This is a genomic window from Pseudoalteromonas sp. A22, assembly GCF_018141345.1.
GTDB classification, from domain to species: Bacteria; Pseudomonadota; Gammaproteobacteria; order Enterobacterales; family Alteromonadaceae; genus Pseudoalteromonas; species Pseudoalteromonas maricaloris.
Window position 1 is genome coordinate 2,136,315 of the sequence record NZ_CP047238.1, and the last position, 17,001, is coordinate 2,153,315.

Consider the following 17,001-nt stretch of genomic DNA (forward strand, 5'->3'; position numbering starts at 1 on the left):
ATGAATAACCGTGAAAATGCATCAATGTTTTTGGAAAGATTTTGATACGAAGGCAAGTAGGATTTTACATCTGTGATTTATATAAAGTTTTCATCAACCTCTAACGGTACAACGGTTAGCAATGCACGTTGCCCCAAAGCAACATTGGCATTTGGGAAGATAATAGCTTCTCCCTCAACCTCAGCGAAATACTGCTTATCTCCGTCCGTCGCTAGTAATTCACCTTTCGAAAAGCCTGTAAAATTCTCTGCAGAATCAGGGAATGGAAAAGAAAATTCGGCTTGAGTACGATTGATAGTACGATGAACGGTAAATAGCTCGAACTCATCTGCATTAAATTCTTTATATTCTACCTTTCCTTGGCTAATTAATGCTTTTAGCGTTTCCTTGGTTTTTGCAAAGCTCGCCATGTTATTCTCACCAAATGGCTTCACCTGCCCAAGTTCGATAGTGAAAGCATCGGCCCCAAACTGGTAAGAAGAAAAGTAACTAAATGTTGTCGCCGCAGAGCGCATCATTAATACGGTATTAACACCGCATGACAATAAAAACTGTAGCTGTGATTTCTTCCACGGCTTACCATGTAAAAACGGATAAACTGCAAACTTCTCATTTTTAGACCCTCGAATAGCAGTGTGAAGGTCATAGTGACAACGATAGCGCTCGTCACCGCCCTGTTCAAAAAATCTCCTAACGTAACCCTCTAGTTTTTGTGCTCGCACCTTTTCGGGGTTATCTGTTTCTTGATTATGTGCACCGTTAAATAGGCGGTTTAGATTTTCATCGACAAAACGCTGGCCAATATTAATGGATTTCGGGTTGCCAAAAATAAACAACACGCGCTGCGCCAATGCCAATTTGCCAGTAATAATATGTTGGATAAGCTCATCACATATTTCAATTGGCGCGGTTTCATTACCGTGCACAGCGCTCGATAGCACAATATCTTTCGTTGTTTCACCCGCGGGCGTAAACTGGATCACACCAGTATCATGGACTTCAACCAAGGTACCGTTGTCTAAAGTGAAGTTTACGGGTTCGAGTGTAAATTCGTTATTTCTTGTGATAGTAAGAAAGTCACCGCTTTGTTTTAATTCTGCTAAGTACGTCATAATTCCAAATTGATGTTGTTGAGTAATACCAATTATCTTAATTAAGTGATCTATTTTGAGGCGAGAAAATCTTGTCGATAACAAGGCTAAAATTTTGCTATTTAGTTGTTCTAAATAAGAAATTTTTAACGCAGTTAGCGTCAGATTTACTCCTTCAAATTGAGCAAGTATTAAGACTAATTGGTATAACCCGCATTGGGATACAAAAAAGCCATACGAGGAGTATGGCTTTTAGAAGCTTTTTGTTAACTAATCACTGAGTCAACCAATGTCTTTGCCTCATGTTCAAGTTCAGCTAAATGCGCTTCACCTTTAAATGATTCAAGATAAATTTTGTAGATATCTTCAGTGCCCGATGGGCGCGCCGCAAACCAACCATTTTCGGTAACGACTTTAAGGCCACCAATAGCCGCGCCGTTACCAGGGGCATTGGTTAATATCTGAGTAATTTTATCACCTGCTAGGGTGTCCGCCTTGATATTGTCCGCGCTCAATGCCTTGAGCTTTGCTTTTTGCTCAGTATTTGCGGGTGCATCGATACGTTTGTATACAGGCGCACCAAATGCTTGTTCAAATGCTTGGTAATGCTGAGATGGCGATTTACCCGTAACAGCTAGGATCTCAGCGGCAAGTAACCCCATGATAAAGCCGTCTTTGTCTGTACACCATGTGGTGCCGTCTTTTCTTAAAAATGCTGCGCCAGCACTCTCTTCACCGCCAAATGCGAGCTCTCCAGCTGCTAACCCGTCTACAAACCATTTAAAGCCAACTGGCACTTCGTAAACTTCTCGACCATTTGCACCACACACTTTGTCAATCATGGCACTAGATACCAATGTTTTACCGATTTTTACTGAGCTCTTCCAGCCTCGGTGTTTAATGAGGTAGTCAATTGCAACCGCTAAAAAGTGATTAGGATTCATCAGGCCATCAGGTGAGACAATGCCATGTCTGTCGAAGTCTGGGTCATTACCAATACCGATATCGTAGTCATCTTTCAGTGCTATCAAATTAGCCATTGCATAAGGTGATGAACAGTCCATGCGCACCTTGCCGTCTTTATCAAGTGGCATAAAGGCAAAACTTGGGTCGACGACGTCATTTACAACCGTTAGCTTCAAGTCGTAGTGTTTGGCGATCACAGGCCAGAAATTAACACCTGAACCACCTAGAGGATCCACACCAATATTAACTCCGGCTCGAGCAATGGCTTCCATATCAATTATATTACCCAAGTCTTGAACGTATGGTGTGATCAGATCTTCATACTTGATAAATCCAGATCTTCTCGCTTTCGCAAACGGGAATAACTCAACTTCAACCAAATCTTCGAGTAGTAGCTGATTGGCTCTATCTTCAATCCATTTGGTGACATCGGTATCGGCCGGTCCACCATTTGGTGGGTTATATTTGAACCCGCCATCTTCTGGCGGGTTATGTGATGGCGTCACCACAATGCCATCTGCAAGCTCGTGTGGATTGTTTAAATTGTGCGAGACAATCGCGTGGCTGATCACAGGGGTTGGTGTGTAGTCATCATTTTCTTGTGTGATAACTTGTACTTCGTTGGCAACCAAGACCTCAATAGCCGAGTTGAAAGCGGCTTCCGACAACGCATGGGTGTCTTTACCAAGAAAAAGCGGACCGTAAATATTGTTGTTTTTACGGTAATCGCAAATCGCTTGAGTAATAGCCAGAATATGCGACTCATTGAACTTAAAATTGAGTGAGCAACCTCGGTGGCCACTTGTGCCAAAGGCGACACAATGCTCTGGGTGCGCTTCTAAGTCAGGCTCATTTAAATAGTACGATGAAACCAGCTTAGGTACATTTACCAATAATTCTTTCGATACCTTTTTGCCAGCTTGCGGATGGATCGCCATAAGATTTCCTTACTTATAGGTAGTCTCTAATTTTCTCGGCAGCTTCATCTGTGTAACCTAACACCTTAGCTACTTCATGAAGCATCATTTTCTTTCTAGTCGTATTTGAATTTGTCATCACCCAATATTCGCTGTCTGCGATATTTTTCGGGTTCATACTGCTACCACTTTCGAGTAGTGCATTTTTACTCGTAGCAAAGTAAATTCTATCGCGGCCCTTAATTTCAAGCACACTATTAAATTCGGATTTATGTGTACGATGGAGCGCCGATAGGATAAACAAAAAGCGCCCGACTACACCTTTTTGCATGGCGAGCTCTTCTTTATTTAGAATATTAAAGACATTCGCTGCTGGCTTTACAGGTTGGCTTGGTGTTTTTGTTTGTGACTCAGCTGCAATTTCTTGTACTTGTTTTTCTTCCTGCTGTGCGACGGGTTTAGATTCTGTCCCAGGAGTAAGTTTTAATAAACGACGTAAAATCTCAGAAGCACTTTCTCCAATACTTTGTGTGTTACTTGCAATGTATTGATATAGCTCGTCATCTATTTCTATCTTTTTCATGCGTTTCCTGTCATCTATGCTAATTAGGAGCAACTCATTTCAATTGTCACTTAGTATATCCAAATTTAACTTATTACTCTATGGCTTTGCATTTTTACTCTTCAATGTCACAATTAGCGCCAAATTTGGAGGATTTATGCAGTTAAACTATCAACAAATTGGCGACCAAGCCAAACCTAGTGTATTTGTTATGCACGGACTCTTTGGTTCTTTGGAAAATGTAAATGTGGTGGCAAAAGCACTTGCTGAACATTTCAATGTGATTAACGTCGATTTGAGAAATCACGGTCGCTCTTTTCATGATGAGCAAATGTCCTATCCAATAATGGCAAATGACATCAAAGCACTAATGGATGAGTTAAAACTGGATAAAATACACCTCGTTGGTCACTCGATGGGTGGTAAAGTGGCAATGCAGTTCGCCCAATTATTCCCAGAAAGCATCAACAAACTTGTCGTATTAGATATTGCACCTGTTGATTATCACTCTAGACATGATGCAATAATTGCTGCGCTGAACGAAGTGCAAAAAAGTGATGTATCAAGTCGTAGTGAAGCAGATACTATCATGTCGCAGTATATTGAAACTGTCGGCGTGCGTCAGTTTTTGCTCAAAAGTTTAGCAAAAAATGAAGAAGGCAAACTTGCTTGGCGTTTCAATTTAGACGTAATTACTGAAAAATACGATACAATCACATCAAATATTAATGAAACTCATTCCTGTTTGTGCGATACTTTGTTCATTAAAGGGAATGATTCTGACTACATCCTGCCTGAGCATAGGGATGCCATCGCTCGTTTTTTCCCAAATGCGCGAGCAAAAATAATACAAGGTGCGGGCCATTGGCTACATGCTGAAAAGCCCGAAGCGGTAAATCGCTCAATTATTGATTTTCTTCAATAAAACGAATCGAATTTACCGTTATAAACTTAATTTATGCATTTAGGTTATGTTATAGTAGCCGCCGTTTAAATATTGAGTAGAGCTCAGATGGTCAGTCAATTTATAAATGAATTTGAAACGCTAGGGCTGTGGTTTGCGCTAGCTGGTATATTCTTTTTCATCGGTATGGCGATTCAGGACGTACTGAAAAAAGGTGACGTGCCAAAGTTCGGACGCTATATCGTTTGGCTGGTGTTGTTTCTAGGTTGCTCTGGATTTATAGCAAAAGGCTTGATCCAAGTGTTTTGGCAAGGCGCAGGTGTTGGATAATGGCCAAGGCTGAAACAGATAGAACGACTATCGACCTATTTGAAAATGAAAAACGTCCCGGACGTCCTAAGACGAATCCACTGCCACGAGAAGTGCAGTTAAAGGTTAACAAGCGCAATCAAATAAAGAGAGATCGTGCTCGTGGCCTAAAAAGGGTAGAATTTAAGGTTTCATCAGAGTTGTATCAAGCGCTAAGTGATATGGCAGAGTCGCAAAACATTAGTCGAAGTGCACTCATCGAGACCATCTTACAAGAAAAGTTAGCGGTTAATAGATAGAAGGTAAGCAATTAATGGCAAGCGTAGGTATTTTTTTCGGCAGTGATACTGGTAATACAGAGCACGTTGCTAAAATGATTCAAAAAGAGCTAGGTAAAAAGCTCGTTGACGTAAAAGACATTGCTAAAAGCAGTAAAGAAGAGATTGCTGAGTTCGATTTACTACTGTTCGGTATTCCAACATGGTACTACGGTGAAGCGCAATGTGACTGGGATGATTTTTTCCCTGAACTTGAAGAAGTCGATTTCGAAGGCAAACTCGTTGCAATCTTCGGTTGTGGCGATCAGGAAGATTATGCTGAATACTTCCTTGATGCGATGGGCATGATCAACGACATCGTCACCGAACGCGGCGCTATTGTTGTTGGCCATTGGTCTACCGATGGTTATGACTTTGAAGCGTCAAAAGCTGTCGTTGAAGATGGTAAATTTGTTGGCCTTGGGATCGACGAAGACCGCCAACCTGAGCTAACAGAACAACGTGTTAAACAATGGTGCGCACAAGTATATGATGAAATGTGCTTAAGCGAGCTGGAAGATTAATTCCATTTGCTTTGCACTTGCTGCCCGAGCAAGTTATTCTTAGGTATAGCGTCGTGAATATTGACCTAAGACAAATTATAACTAACAGATTGAGACAGATTTAATGACTGATCACAACTTAGAGCTTAAAAAGGCTGGTTTAAAAGTAACGCTTCCACGCATCAAAATTTTAGAGATCCTTCAGTCTCCTGATAATCAACACATCAGCGCAGAAGATGTGTACAAGATCTTATTAGACAAAGGTGAAGAAATTGGCCTAGCGACGGTATATCGCGTACTAAACCAATTTGATGATGCTGGTATTGTAACACGTCACCACTTTGAAGGCGGTAAATCTGTTTTCGAGCTGTCTGGCAGCACGCACCATGATCACTTGGTATGTTTAAAATGTGGCAAAGTTGTCGAATTTGAAGATGACGTTATTGAAACACGCCAAGAAGAAATCGCGAACAGCAATGGCATCAAGCTAACAAATCACTCACTATATCTATACGGTGAGTGCGAAGATAAAGAAGCGTGCAAAAAGTACGCTGAGGAAAATGGTAACTAACCTACCTTTTCGCCAATTTAAGCATTAAGCCAGCAAATTGCTGGCTTTTTTAATTTGCTGCATAAACACCTCCTTCCATTTATATGGTCACTATATCGTAGAGTACAATTCCAGCTGATCTTTGTATGCTTTTTTAAAAGCAGCTCTAGAAACGCAAGTCTCTAGATACTTTCGGCAATAGCTATATTGTTTTAGCCCATCAAACCTATCGACCAAACGAAGTACATCAGCCATCGCGATGTCTGCAACAGAAAATTGCTCAGCCAACCAAGTTTTTCCCCGAAGATATTCATTCATGTGTTTCAAGCGACTATGTAAAAATCGCTCTATCGCTTTGCTGCCATCACTCTCAAAAGTATCTCCAGAAAATTTCAAAATTGTCCATGGAAGAGTTGCCATTTCTACAGAGTTGAGCGCGGCGAATAACCACTGTATTACCGATGACCTATTCTCTGTGGATATTAATTCATCGCTATGTTCAGCGATGTATAACAGACCAGCACCACTTTCGAATATTTCCTTATCTTCATGGCTAAGCCAAGGAACTTGGCCAAATGGTTGATGTAAATAATGCGTATTTTCTCGTTCATTGAAAGCGGTAAGTTCTATATCATAGGATATGCCCGCCTCTTCTAGCGCCCAGCGCAAGCGAATGTCCCTGACATACCCTCTTGGCAGCTCAGGCACCCAATCAAACGTAGTAATGGTAAAGTTCGGCATATATCAGCTCCATGTCAATTGGACTGATAACTCAGCCCAATTTAATAACTAAGGTTAACACTCTACTATGGTCTTAAAGCCACCATAGATAAGCCTTTTGCCATCAAACGGCATTGGATTAGCTTCTTGATCGCAAATAGGATCTTTAAATACTTCTGCCATTCCAGCATCACGGACTTCTTTTGAAGGCCAAGTGATCCAGGAAAACACCACAGTTTCATCAGGCTTACATTTTACAGCCAGTGGAAAAGAGGTAAGCGTTCCATCAGGAACATCATCCCCCCATGCCTCGACAACGCGTTCTGCCCCAAATTTTTTAAACACTTTTGCCGCTTTACTGGCGTGCGTTTGATATTCTTCGCGCTTATTGGTGGGTACGGCGCATACAAAACCATCAATATAACTCATCTTTGACCCCTCTATTATTCTCGTCTTTGTGCTTCATAGCTGACATTGTTCTCGTCTTGCAACTCGCGAACAGGCCGAATTTCGATGCTGCCATAGCGTGCAGGCGGAATTTTGCTAGCCGCTTGGATGGCCTCATTTAAGTCTTTAACATCTAGTAAATAAAATCCCGCAAGCTGCTCCTTAGTTTCTGCAAATGGGCCATCGGTAATATCAACTTTACCCGCTCGTATCCGTAGTGTTGTCGCACTTTGAGTTGAGAGTAACGCATTACCCCCTATCATTTGCTCGCGCTCTTTTAATGATTCCCCACACGCGATGCATTCACGGTTAAGTGCGTCCCATTCATCTTGTGAGAGCTTTTCCATTGCTTGTTCATCGTAATAAACCAAAGCGACATATTTCATAGTGTGTCCAGCTCCTTATTAATTAGTATCTGAATAGCAAGCGTCTTTTGCTGCTCGCTTTCACTTAGCTATTCCGTGCTCAAAGTTAATTAGTATTACTAGGTAACATCACCATCCACGCAACACCGAATTTATCAACGACTTGACCATAAAGGGGAGACCAAAATGTTTCTTGTAATGGCATTCTGACCGTGCCACCATCAGCTAGAGCATTGAATGCCCGGTGAGCTTCTTGTTCAGAATCAATGGTTATAGACAGGCTAAATCCTGCAAACGAAGCATGATCACCACAGCCGTCAGATGCAAAAACCTTCATATCGCCAATACTAAACTCACAATGCATTACTTTATCTGAGAAGTTTTCTGGTATCGCACCATCAGGAATAGGATCTGGACTTTCGTTAAAGCGCATAAGCAGACCGACTTTGGCATATAGGTGCTGTTGATAGTATTCAAGTGCCTCTTCGGTACGCCCTGCAAAAAACAAATAATTGCAAACATGTGCAGTTTGCATCGCAATCTTTTGTCTTAATTGTTCTTCGTCTTCGAGGATTTCGCCGCTGGGATCGATATCCGCAAAGTCAGCCATTTCATAAAACGGTCGAACTTCAATATCAGACTCCTCATTCATGGGATTAGGGCAGCGCTTAACCCATTCTAGCGCCTCTTCCATTGATGTTACTTCCCAAACCCAATAACCCGCAATTAACTCATTAGTCTCTGCAAAAGGCCCTTTAGTTACAATGCGCTCTTCGCCTTTAAAACGAACGCGAACTCCCTCTTTACTCGGCTTTAAGCCGTCACCAGAAGTCATTATTCCAGCATCAACTAAAGCATTATTGAATTCTCCCATCGCAGCCATTAATTCCGCGGTTGGTAGCTCCCCTGCTTCAGACCCTTCACTTGCTTTTACAATCACCATTACTTTCATCGTCAATTCTCCTGTTGTCTTTTGCAAATAACCTCAGGTTAAATAGAGCTGAATAACCAAAGGTTACCTGCGGTTTTAGTAAATAAAGAGCTCTATACACTCTAGTCGAATGCATTCTTTAGAGATCGACAAAGTAAGGAAAAATTTTTTTAATTAATTTTCACCGAGCTTGAGAAGCTTTTGTTTGAGAACCCTTTGCTCTGGTAATTGCATTGTTAAATTGAGAGCAGTTTTAAATGCATTAATCGCACTAGCCGTTCTGCCAGCACGAGATAATAGTTCGCCATAAGCCGCATGAGCCAAGTGATACCTTTGCATTTCTTTGTGCTCAAATAGCCGCTCTATAATGGTAATACCCGCATCAGGGCCGTCTTTCATAGCGATTGCGACCGCTTGGTTGAGCTCAATAACGGGAGACGGGCTCACTTGGTGTAACTGAGCATATAATTCAATGATCTGTGACCAATCTGTCGCCGCGGCGGTTGTCGCAACTGCATGAGTCGCAGAGATAGCCGCTTGAATGGTGTAAAAGCCATATTCACCGGCGCGCATTATTTCAGCGACCAACTGCGTACCTTCTGCAATCATACCTTTACTCCAAAGGCTTCGGTCTTGATCTTCCAGTAAAATAATGTCGCCGCAGGCATTGGTGCGCGCCGCCTTTCTTGCATCATTCAGGAGCATCAGGGCGAGTAACCCCGCCACTTCTGGATCTGGCGTTAGAGAATAAAGTAAACGAGTTAAGCGAATTGCCTCCGAAGTCAGTTCACTGCGTATTGCAAGTTCGCCTTGTGTTGCTGAATACCCTTCATTAAAGACCAGATAGATAACCGTAAGCACCGCATCAAGTCGGTTGTTAAAGTCAGTGTCGTCTGGCAGCTCGAACGGAATACGGGCATCACGGATCTTCGCTTTGCCGCGCACAATTCGTTGCGCCATTGTTGTGTTTGACACCAAAAATGCACTGGCAATTTCCTCTGTTGTTAGTCCACAGACCTCCCGCAGAGTAAGCGCAACTTGTACTTTTGGATCAATAGCCGGATGGCAGCAGGTAAAAATTAACCGCAATTGGTCATCTTCAATTGCATTGGCGTTTTGCTCTTGAGCTTGGCCTGCGATGTCAGAAACCTCATCCAAGTCTGTAGCAGCAACTTCTAGCTTTTCTCTTTGACGTTGCTGTTTACGTATTGCATCAATGGCTTTAAAGCGACCAGTAGAAATTAACCAAGGGACTGGATTTTCTGGCATGCCTTGAGTAGGCCAATGTTTTAACGCCACATTAAACGCGTCTTGCAATGCTTCTTCCGCTAACTCAAAGTCACCTAGAAGGCGGATCAGTGTGGCGTAAATTTTCCGGCTTTCTTGCTTGTACAGCACTTCTATAGACTTACGAATAGCATTGCTATCGCAGGCGAGTTGATTGCTCATCACTTTCCTTCGTCAGCTAGGTTATCGCCATTTGAATTGGTATAGTCACTATTTCATAAATCAGCAAGAGCCTCAACTTGACACCATCACTCTGAAAGACTCAGCAGATTGGTTTTAGCCTGGGCAGATCCACCTTCTTTTTCCTATACTCTGCTCGCGATGCAATTAAAGCAACCGGGGTTTGCATTGTGAATATGCACATATTCGATTTTATGGTCATCAAATATGGTATGGAGGCAGTCTTTAATTTCCATTCCTTTTACTATTTGCGCCTCAATCATTACACCCAAGCTGTCGTAGGCCCTGATGGACAGTGATCTGGTTTGCAAGATTTCTGGCACTTCATTTACTTTAGGCTCTGCCAGTACTGCATTTTCCCTCACAAAGATAGGCCCAGAAGAGCGATATGGCGATAAAGTAGTATGGTGCTGATAATGTAACAACAACACCACCTCCCCAATCTCGGCTTCTTGTAGGGAAACGCGACAAGGGTAGCCGGGTTTAGCGTCAACGACGAACTTCTTGGCATGTAATGCCGTTAGCTCTTCATCACTTAAAGAAAATAAATGCTTAAATTGTTTGTAGTCAATCGCGTTAATTTGAAATTGTGTTGTCATGTTTACCACTCCTGCTTTCACTATAATTAGTGTAAAGAACTAGTAGTTAATGACTGGCCAGAAGTGGTACTAACACCTAAGTGTTAACAACAAATGTTTTAGGGTTTTTGGGAAAGAAAAAGTCAGGCTGACGGTCGCATAAAGCAAACTCACGTGTATTTTTATAGGGCAGCTTCATAAACCCTGCTACGCCATAATCTTGAATACTAACCGCGTATTGCATGATCCGAGTCAATAGCGCCTTAAATTGCGCCTCTTTATTAGCATCAAGTAGCCGGTAGTAATAATGAATTTTCATCCTATCTTGCAACGATTCAAAAATGATGCAACCTGTATGGTGGATCTGATTTAACTCGAACACGCATTGAATTATCTGCCTGGGCAGCTGCAGTTGCTCGTCTGGATCTTTGCCGTCTTCAAAGTATGAATGCGGGCGTGTAATTTCATTGCTCGAAATATCGCTAACGCTAAACTCTAGTTCTGGCAGATGGTCAAATTGGAACGCACCGGTGCCGTCACGAGTCAATTGAATAGTTTGTCGCGCGTCGAACAAACAGCATTTAAACAAGCCTTTTTGTTTGATCCCCTGCGCAATCATTACAGTGGCGTTCAACGCGTCTTTAAATGCAAGGCCTAATGTTTCATCATGTAAAATAAGACTCGACTCAACAAATACTTGCGCATCTTTCCAGTGAAAACTGAGTCCACCAACGACCGGGTATTTTGCCAGTCTGCTGATTGAGGCCAAAAAGGCTTTCTCGGTATCTCCGGTATCAAACAAAAACTCTTTATAATATCTATCTAATTGCGCGTCGTTTACGTCTCTTAGATTGTGTTTATCGTCAGCACGACGCAAAAACTGCTTGCGTGAGCTATAGACGACCGTTTCAGGCTTAACTGTGGTTTCGTAGGTCCAAAAAGGAATGCGGGACTTTTTCTCTGACAGCGTTAAATCCGGTAAATACATTTTTGCCATTGCTGGCATATTACGAACAAAGTAATCCCCTGCGCTATCCCTCGTTGCTTTGTCTTTGCTAAGCATGCCATCCAGCACTTGCGCAAATACTTTTGGCAGCCCCAAAGCGCTAGCAGGAATGACCTGAGCACCAAAACGACATGATTGTGCACTAGCCAGTGCATAAATCGTCGATGCAACGCCTTGTTCATCGAAGCGAGGAGAAGATTGTGCACCCGACATTTGCTCATCGCCAATAAAGTACACATCTCCCATCCGAGCGTTAGTCGTACTTACATCAGATGACATCAAATCCATGATATTGCTGGCGATAGGCTCACCATGCACGTCCACCTGAGCATAGACTGAGCTTCCCCAATCAACCAAAGAGAAACCATCGGAAGCTTCATCCCATACGATATTAGATGGCTTAATATCTCCATGAACAATGGGCTGAGGAGACATGCCATTGCGACGCTCACGCAAATCAACCAACACATTCCTGAGTTTTAGCGCGAGGCTCACCAACTCATGCGCTTTAAAACGGCCCTTTTTGAGTGAGATCTTTTCTAAGTCTTCACCAGGGGCACGCTCCATCATTAAAATGCCTTGCTTTTTTACTCGCTCGAAGGCATAGAAGTTTGGCACCATCGGGTTGTCGATTTGCGACAACATATAGCCTTCATCTTCAAGCCTATCACGCACACTTTGGGCAAGCGTGATCCGAGAAAATTTAAACACCCAGTCTTTCCCCATATCACTTGTACCAGCAAATACGAAGCCAAATGCACCGGAGCCAATTACCTCAACATGTTTATAACCAAGTTGGCTCAATTGTTTTTTACAGATATTCAGCCATTGACGGTGCTTTTTTGCATCATGATGAGACAGTAAGTAGATGGACTGCTGTTCGTTGATATAGAAGTGTTGGATGGATTTTTCAGACATAATTATACGTAGAAAAAGCAATAAAAAAGGTCGACATTAGCCGACCTCATTCAGTATTAACCTTGCTGTTCTATCTTAGCCCACGAATCACGTAGACCAACAGTTTGGTTAAATATTAGCGCTTCTGACTTGTTATCACGACAGAAGTAACCTAAACGCTCAAACTGATAACCTTGCTCAGGCTTAGCGTTTGCAAGTGCTGGCTCAAGTTTGGCATTTGCAATGGTTACCAAAGAGTCTGGGTTTAACACTTCCGTGAAATCTTCAGCAGCCGCTGGGTTTGGCACGGTAAATAGGCGGTCATACTGACGCACTGGCGCTTCAATACAATGTGAAGCAGATACCCAGTGAATTACGCCTTTCACCTTGCGACCATCTTCTGGGTTTTTACCCAAAGTATCAGGGTCGTAACTACAGTAGATTGTCGTAATATTACCGTTTTCGTCTTCTTCAATGCGCTCAGCTTTAATCACATAAGCATTACGAAGACGCACTTCTTTACCTAGCACCAAACGTTTGAACTTTTTGTTCGCTTCTACGCGGAAATCTTCTTGTTCAATGTAGACTTCACGGGTAAACGGTAGCTCACGCTCTCCCATGTCTAATGTCGGATGATTAGGCGCTTGTAGCATTTCAACTTTATCGGCATCAAAGTTTTCAATGACTAGCTTAACCGGGTCAAGTACCGCCATTGCGCGTGGTGCATTTTCGTTTAAGTCGTCACGGATACACGCTTCAAGCATGCCCATTTCAACCATGTTGTCCATTTTGGTTACGCCAATGCGCTTACAAAATTCGCGAATTGCAGCTGGTGTATAACCACGACGACGAAGGCCTGCAATTGTCGGCATGCGCGGGTCATCCCATCCTTCAACATGGTTATTAACAACCAAGTCATTAAGCTTACGCTTCGACATCACCGTGTATTCAAGATTTAAACGAGAAAACTCGATTTGCTGCGGATGACACTCGATGCTGATGTTATCTAGCACCCAGTCGTACAAACGGCGGTTATCTTGGAACTCTAATGTACAAAGTGAATGCGTGATCCCTTCAAGCGCATCGGAAATACAGTGCGTAAAGTCATACATCGGATAGATGCACCACTTATCACCGGTTTGATGATGGTGTGCAAAACGTACACGATAGATGATAGGGTCGCGAAGCACCATAAATGAGCTTGCCATGTCAATCTTAGCACGAAGAACACATTCCCCTTCTTTAAACTCGCCATTTCTCATTTTTTCGAATAAGGCTAAGTTCTCTTCAGGTGAAGTGTCACGATAAGGACTATTTTTGCCAGGTTCAGTAAGCGTACCGCGATATTCACGCGCCTGCTCGGGCGACAGGAAGCAAACGTACGCTTTGCCATTTTCGATTAGCTCAACTGCGTAGCTATAGAGCTTGTCAAAGTAATTTGATGAATAGCAAATTTCGCCATCCCATTCGAACCCTAGCCACTGTACGTCTTGTTGGATCGACTTAACGTAGTTGATGTCTTCTTTTTCTGGGTTGGTATCGTCAAAACGTAAGTTACACTTACCTTGATAATCTTGGGCAATACCAAAATTTAAGCAAATTGATTTAGCATGGCCAATGTGTAAAAAGCCATTTGGCTCAGGTGGAAAACGTGTGTGCGTAGACGCATGTTTGCCACTGGCAAGATCCGCATCAATAATGTTGCGAATAAAGTTTGATGGGCGATTTTCAGTTTCCGCCATAGGAAATCTTTCCTCTGAATTATGCTCTTAGTTAACCTCGGCATTATTACAAAAACTCAGCCGAACTTACAGCAATTATCTGCGCTGTATCAGGATTTATTCATTTGGTTAAATGTTCATCAGATTTTTGTGACAAATTTTGTTCTAGCGCAATATTTCCGTCACAACTTCATCCTATAGTTGCGCCATCTCAGTGTTTATACCACAAACACTGCTTAAGTCACGTTACCGAGGAAAGGACAAAAGTAATGGCTTCAATGAATTTGAATCGTGTTTATATATCAACTAAGGCTAGGAACAATCACTATATTCTTGCTGAGTTTAAACCGGATGATGCATTCTATGCATGTTTTGACTCCAGCAGCGCGTGTTACGAGCGTTTGTCTCGTCAGCTATTCGCACTGTGTGACGAATATGAGCTGCATAATGTACATGTAATTGCGAACGATAAATTGCCGGTGGTGCGTTACCATGACGAAGCCTATACCATGCAAACAGAAAAGCAGATTTTGTTTTTCTATAATCCTAAGTTCCACGAAGCGCACCAAACTTATCTCAATGACGGATACCAAGCGCGTAAAATCCGCTTATTATTTTTAGCCACGGGAAATGAATTACGCGCCAATGCAGCGACCTTCCACAACAAAGTGAAAAAGGTGCTTGATGCACTTAAAGAAGGCTTTTCTCCGCTAGAACCTCAGTTTAGAGTGAGAGACCATCAACATTTAACCTATGACCTATTTGCCAAAGCGAAAGGTGACAAAGAGTCGTATGGTTATAAGTTGCGTGCACTTTACCCTCGTTATCAAGCCAGAAACTGCACGCTACCAGAAGAATATAGTGAAATGACCTACGCGACCTTTAACATTCCAGTGTCACGTGCAATAAAAACAGAGTTCCAAAGCCAAATGCGCCCTGGTGATTACGGACAATTCTATCGCACACTAGAAGATGCATTTCTGTCTTCTTGCGCCGATAAACAACTCAATATGGTAGCAATGGTAGCCGATGGCCGTTTGCCTATCATCAGAAGCGCCAAAATCGATAAGTCCGATACTAACCGAGAGCTACAAAAGCTGAGTTTTGATACCGGCTCCGGTGACAATCAAATTTACTCGCTGTTTAACGAAGCAAACCTAGTGGACACCATTCGCTTTGTGATCGTTGCCAATGACAAAGACAAAAAAGACATGGGCTATGGTCGTTTTATGAATCACGTAGAAACGGCTATCAAACGCTTTGTTGCGCAACTTCCTGTTAATGTTGAAAAGCAAGATGTCAACGTACGCTTCTTCCAGCATATTAGTTACGACTATTAATAGATAAAAGGGAGCATGTTCTATTAGGGTGTACTTTTGTCACCCTAAGGCAAAGGAATATGCTCCAATTTATCACCGGGGATCATATCGAACCTACCCTCACGCCAATCTTGCTTCGCTTGTTCAATACGGGATTTACTAAAAGAAACAAAGTTCCAATCAATATAAGGGATTTTTTTAAACGCCTCTCCGCCGAGCAATACCACTCTGCTATTCTCATTGAAATGTAATTGCGCGTCGTCGTCTTCAAGTAATACAAATGCTCCTGCACTATATGATTTATTCGACACCACCACTTCGCCGTAAATCACATATACGCCAACTTCTTGTGTCTGATCAGGCCTTTCAATATGTCCGCCAGCTTTTGCCATCACATCAACATAAAACATAGGTGAAAATGTTGGGACAGGAGAATGCAAGCCATATGCACTGCCGATAATGACCCTAGCCATCACCCCTTCTAGTTGCCTAGTAGGCAAGTCAAAACGGTTTATATGTGAGAAACTGGGTTCAACTTCAGCATTTTCTTCCGGTAACGCCACCCAGCATTGCAAACCATGAATAGTATGTGATTGCGCTTTGGTTTCAAACGATTCTCTCTCCGAGTGTACAATGCCGCTCCCTGCTACCATCCAATTTACATCCCCTGGGTGGATCTCAAGTTGATTACCAAGAGAGTCACGATGGAGCAAGTTACCATCTAACAAATAAGTGAGAGTTGCAAGCCCAATATGTGGATGCGGCCTTACATCAATACCATCACCAGCACTGAAGTTACCGGGGCCCATTTGATCAAAAAAGATAAAAGGACCTACCATACGTTTCGCACGCTGCGGAAGTACGCGGTTTACTGAAAGACCACCGATGTCATGTGCTTTGCCATTTAGTTGAATTGCCATTACTTTGCTCCATCATGTTTTGTTTTATTATGGAGCTCAGTAACCAGAAGTAAAATACGCAATTAAAGATACAAGCATTCTAGAAAATAGAATCACACCGATTTGTACCAAGTGAGGCCTGAATACGGTTGCTGCTGCAAACTTTTTAACCGACTTTGCAAACTACCACTATGGATCTCGAGTTTGTGGTGATCGGGGTCATAAATATAGAGCGAGTCTCCTTCGCTGCTATTTTGCTGCCATAAGCCGACTCCATTATCCAATAATGTTTTAGAAAAAGTTGTAAAGTCTTCGGCAGCAATATTGAACGCTATATGACTGTAATCTGAGCTTGGAGATGGCTCTCCTAAAGATAAACAAAGCCATACGTCACCAAGCGCTAAATATGCCCCTTTGTCCCAAGTTACCCAAAGCTCGCATCCCAGCAAGTCGCAGTAAAAATCCAGTGATGTTTTTAGGTTAGACACTGTGATTGTGATGTGATTTAAGCCGGTTAGCACATTCCCTCCGC

19 protein-coding genes are annotated in these 17,001 nt (G+C 42.5%); 6 read left to right on the top strand and 13 right to left on the bottom strand.

The window, feature by feature from the left end; all coding sequences use genetic code 11:
* Nucleotides 1-77: 77 nt before the first annotated feature.
* From astE to seqA, 3 genes are all read right to left on the bottom strand, one after another.
* Nucleotides 78-1,112, bottom strand: coding sequence for a succinylglutamate desuccinylase (astE, locus tag GSF04_RS14330; protein ID WP_211857571.1), 1,035 nt, complete (start codon nucleotides 1,110-1,112; stop codon nucleotides 78-80).
* A 245-nt stretch (nucleotides 1,113-1,357) separates the two neighbouring features.
* Nucleotides 1,358-2,995, bottom strand: a complete 1,638-nt coding sequence (gene pgm / locus GSF04_RS14335; protein WP_211857572.1) for a phosphoglucomutase (alpha-D-glucose-1,6-bisphosphate-dependent) — start codon at nucleotides 2,993-2,995, stop codon at nucleotides 1,358-1,360.
* 13 nt (nucleotides 2,996-3,008) lie between these two features.
* A complete protein-coding gene (seqA, locus tag GSF04_RS14340; protein WP_039495937.1) occupies nucleotides 3,009-3,557 on the bottom strand; it encodes a replication initiation negative regulator SeqA in 549 nt (182 codons plus the stop codon).
* A gap of 136 nt (nucleotides 3,558-3,693) precedes the next feature.
* Here seqA and GSF04_RS14345 point away from each other — a divergent pair, with 136 nt between their 5' ends.
* From GSF04_RS14345 to fur, 5 genes are all read left to right on the top strand, one after another.
* Nucleotides 3,694-4,461 carry an alpha/beta fold hydrolase gene (locus GSF04_RS14345; protein ID WP_211857573.1) on the top strand — a complete coding sequence of 256 codons (768 nt, stop codon included), beginning with the start codon at nucleotides 3,694-3,696 and terminating at the stop codon, nucleotides 4,459-4,461.
* Between the two features lie 87 nt (nucleotides 4,462-4,548).
* On the top strand, nucleotides 4,549-4,770 hold the full coding sequence (locus tag GSF04_RS14350) for a DUF2788 domain-containing protein (RefSeq protein ID WP_010372701.1): 222 nt from the start codon (nucleotides 4,549-4,551) through the stop codon (nucleotides 4,768-4,770).
* The gene (gene ybfE / locus GSF04_RS14355) at nucleotides 4,770-5,048 is read left to right on the top strand and encodes a LexA regulated protein (RefSeq protein ID WP_010372698.1); all 279 of its coding nucleotides are present in this window, start codon (nucleotides 4,770-4,772) and stop codon (nucleotides 5,046-5,048) included. The genes GSF04_RS14350 and ybfE overlap by 1 nt, the downstream gene beginning before the upstream one ends.
* A gap of 14 nt (nucleotides 5,049-5,062) precedes the next feature.
* Nucleotides 5,063-5,590 (top strand): flavodoxin FldA, encoded by a 528-nt coding sequence (gene fldA, locus GSF04_RS14360; protein ID WP_010372695.1) that lies wholly within the window; start codon nucleotides 5,063-5,065, stop codon nucleotides 5,588-5,590.
* 103 nt (nucleotides 5,591-5,693) lie between these two features.
* The gene (gene fur / locus GSF04_RS14365; RefSeq protein WP_010372691.1) at nucleotides 5,694-6,140 is read left to right on the top strand and encodes a ferric iron uptake transcriptional regulator; all 447 of its coding nucleotides are present in this window, start codon (nucleotides 5,694-5,696) and stop codon (nucleotides 6,138-6,140) included.
* A gap of 90 nt (nucleotides 6,141-6,230) precedes the next feature.
* Here the strand turns inward: fur and GSF04_RS14370 are convergent, their stop codons facing one another.
* The 8 genes from GSF04_RS14370 to glnS form a co-directional block, all read right to left on the bottom strand.
* On the bottom strand, nucleotides 6,231-6,860 hold the full coding sequence (locus tag GSF04_RS14370) for a glutathione S-transferase family protein (RefSeq protein WP_211857574.1): 630 nt from the start codon (nucleotides 6,858-6,860) through the stop codon (nucleotides 6,231-6,233).
* 54 nt (nucleotides 6,861-6,914) lie between these two features.
* Nucleotides 6,915-7,268, bottom strand: coding sequence for a DUF1428 domain-containing protein (locus GSF04_RS14375; protein WP_211857575.1), 354 nt, complete (start codon nucleotides 7,266-7,268; stop codon nucleotides 6,915-6,917).
* A gap of 14 nt (nucleotides 7,269-7,282) precedes the next feature.
* Nucleotides 7,283-7,672: a YciI family protein gene (locus GSF04_RS14380; protein ID WP_045988513.1), complete on the bottom strand. Its 390-nt coding sequence runs from the start codon at nucleotides 7,670-7,672 to the stop codon at nucleotides 7,283-7,285.
* An 85-nt stretch (nucleotides 7,673-7,757) separates the two neighbouring features.
* Complete coding sequence (locus GSF04_RS14385; protein WP_211857577.1) at nucleotides 7,758-8,603, bottom strand: YciI family protein; 846 nt, start codon at nucleotides 8,601-8,603, stop codon at nucleotides 7,758-7,760.
* Between the two features lie 153 nt (nucleotides 8,604-8,756).
* Nucleotides 8,757-10,031, bottom strand: coding sequence for an RNA polymerase sigma factor (locus tag GSF04_RS14390; RefSeq protein ID WP_211857579.1), 1,275 nt, complete (start codon nucleotides 10,029-10,031; stop codon nucleotides 8,757-8,759).
* Between the two features lie 143 nt (nucleotides 10,032-10,174).
* Nucleotides 10,175-10,648, bottom strand: coding sequence for a DUF1203 domain-containing protein (locus tag GSF04_RS14395; protein WP_211857581.1), 474 nt, complete (start codon nucleotides 10,646-10,648; stop codon nucleotides 10,175-10,177).
* A gap of 76 nt (nucleotides 10,649-10,724) precedes the next feature.
* Nucleotides 10,725-12,551, bottom strand: a complete 1,827-nt coding sequence (locus GSF04_RS14400; RefSeq protein WP_211857583.1) for a serine/threonine protein kinase — start codon at nucleotides 12,549-12,551, stop codon at nucleotides 10,725-10,727.
* A gap of 56 nt (nucleotides 12,552-12,607) precedes the next feature.
* Complete coding sequence (gene glnS / locus GSF04_RS14405) at nucleotides 12,608-14,272, bottom strand: glutamine--tRNA ligase (RefSeq protein WP_211857585.1); 1,665 nt, start codon at nucleotides 14,270-14,272, stop codon at nucleotides 12,608-12,610.
* A 248-nt stretch (nucleotides 14,273-14,520) separates the two neighbouring features.
* Between glnS and GSF04_RS14410 the strand changes: the two genes are divergently transcribed.
* Nucleotides 14,521-15,591, top strand: coding sequence for a DUF3083 family protein (locus GSF04_RS14410; protein WP_211857587.1), 1,071 nt, complete (start codon nucleotides 14,521-14,523; stop codon nucleotides 15,589-15,591).
* Nucleotides 15,592-15,635: 44 nt separating this feature from the next.
* Here GSF04_RS14410 and GSF04_RS14415 read toward each other — a convergent pair whose 3' ends face one another.
* Nucleotides 15,636-16,490: a pirin family protein gene (locus tag GSF04_RS14415; RefSeq protein WP_211857589.1), complete on the bottom strand. Its 855-nt coding sequence runs from the start codon at nucleotides 16,488-16,490 to the stop codon at nucleotides 15,636-15,638.
* A gap of 92 nt (nucleotides 16,491-16,582) precedes the next feature.
* The gene (gene fos, locus GSF04_RS14420; protein ID WP_211857591.1) at nucleotides 16,583-16,990 is read right to left on the bottom strand and encodes a fosfomycin resistance glutathione transferase; all 408 of its coding nucleotides are present in this window, start codon (nucleotides 16,988-16,990) and stop codon (nucleotides 16,583-16,585) included.
* Nucleotides 16,991-17,001 lie beyond the last annotated feature (11 nt).

Excerpts from the sequence above, each read along its gene's own strand:
- astE (WP_211857571.1), bottom strand. The coding sequence starts at position 1,112 with ATGACGTACTTAGCAGAATTAAAACAAAGCGGTGACTTTCTTACTATC.
- pgm (WP_211857572.1), bottom strand. The coding sequence starts at position 2,995 with ATGGCGATCCATCCGCAAGCTGGCAAAAAGGTATCGAAAGAATTATTG.
- seqA (WP_039495937.1), bottom strand. The coding sequence starts at position 3,557 with ATGAAAAAGATAGAAATAGATGACGAGCTATATCAATACATTGCAAGT.
- GSF04_RS14345 (WP_211857573.1), top strand. The coding sequence starts at position 3,694 with ATGCAGTTAAACTATCAACAAATTGGCGACCAAGCCAAACCTAGTGTA.
- GSF04_RS14350 (WP_010372701.1), top strand. The coding sequence starts at position 4,549 with ATGGTCAGTCAATTTATAAATGAATTTGAAACGCTAGGGCTGTGGTTT.
- ybfE (WP_010372698.1), top strand. The coding sequence starts at position 4,770 with ATGGCCAAGGCTGAAACAGATAGAACGACTATCGACCTATTTGAAAAT.
- fldA (WP_010372695.1), top strand. The coding sequence starts at position 5,063 with ATGGCAAGCGTAGGTATTTTTTTCGGCAGTGATACTGGTAATACAGAG.
- fur (WP_010372691.1), top strand. The coding sequence starts at position 5,694 with ATGACTGATCACAACTTAGAGCTTAAAAAGGCTGGTTTAAAAGTAACG.
- GSF04_RS14370 (WP_211857574.1), bottom strand. The coding sequence starts at position 6,860 with ATGCCGAACTTTACCATTACTACGTTTGATTGGGTGCCTGAGCTGCCA.
- GSF04_RS14375 (WP_211857575.1), bottom strand. The coding sequence starts at position 7,268 with ATGAGTTATATTGATGGTTTTGTATGCGCCGTACCCACCAATAAGCGC.
- GSF04_RS14380 (WP_045988513.1), bottom strand. The coding sequence starts at position 7,672 with ATGAAATATGTCGCTTTGGTTTATTACGATGAACAAGCAATGGAAAAG.
- GSF04_RS14385 (WP_211857577.1), bottom strand. The coding sequence starts at position 8,603 with ATGAAAGTAATGGTGATTGTAAAAGCAAGTGAAGGGTCTGAAGCAGGG.
- GSF04_RS14390 (WP_211857579.1), bottom strand. The coding sequence starts at position 10,031 with ATGAGCAATCAACTCGCCTGCGATAGCAATGCTATTCGTAAGTCTATA.
- GSF04_RS14395 (WP_211857581.1), bottom strand. The coding sequence starts at position 10,648 with ATGACAACACAATTTCAAATTAACGCGATTGACTACAAACAATTTAAG.
- GSF04_RS14400 (WP_211857583.1), bottom strand. The coding sequence starts at position 12,551 with ATGTCTGAAAAATCCATCCAACACTTCTATATCAACGAACAGCAGTCC.
- glnS (WP_211857585.1), bottom strand. The coding sequence starts at position 14,272 with ATGGCGGAAACTGAAAATCGCCCATCAAACTTTATTCGCAACATTATT.
- GSF04_RS14410 (WP_211857587.1), top strand. The coding sequence starts at position 14,521 with ATGGCTTCAATGAATTTGAATCGTGTTTATATATCAACTAAGGCTAGG.
- GSF04_RS14415 (WP_211857589.1), bottom strand. The coding sequence starts at position 16,490 with ATGGCAATTCAACTAAATGGCAAAGCACATGACATCGGTGGTCTTTCA.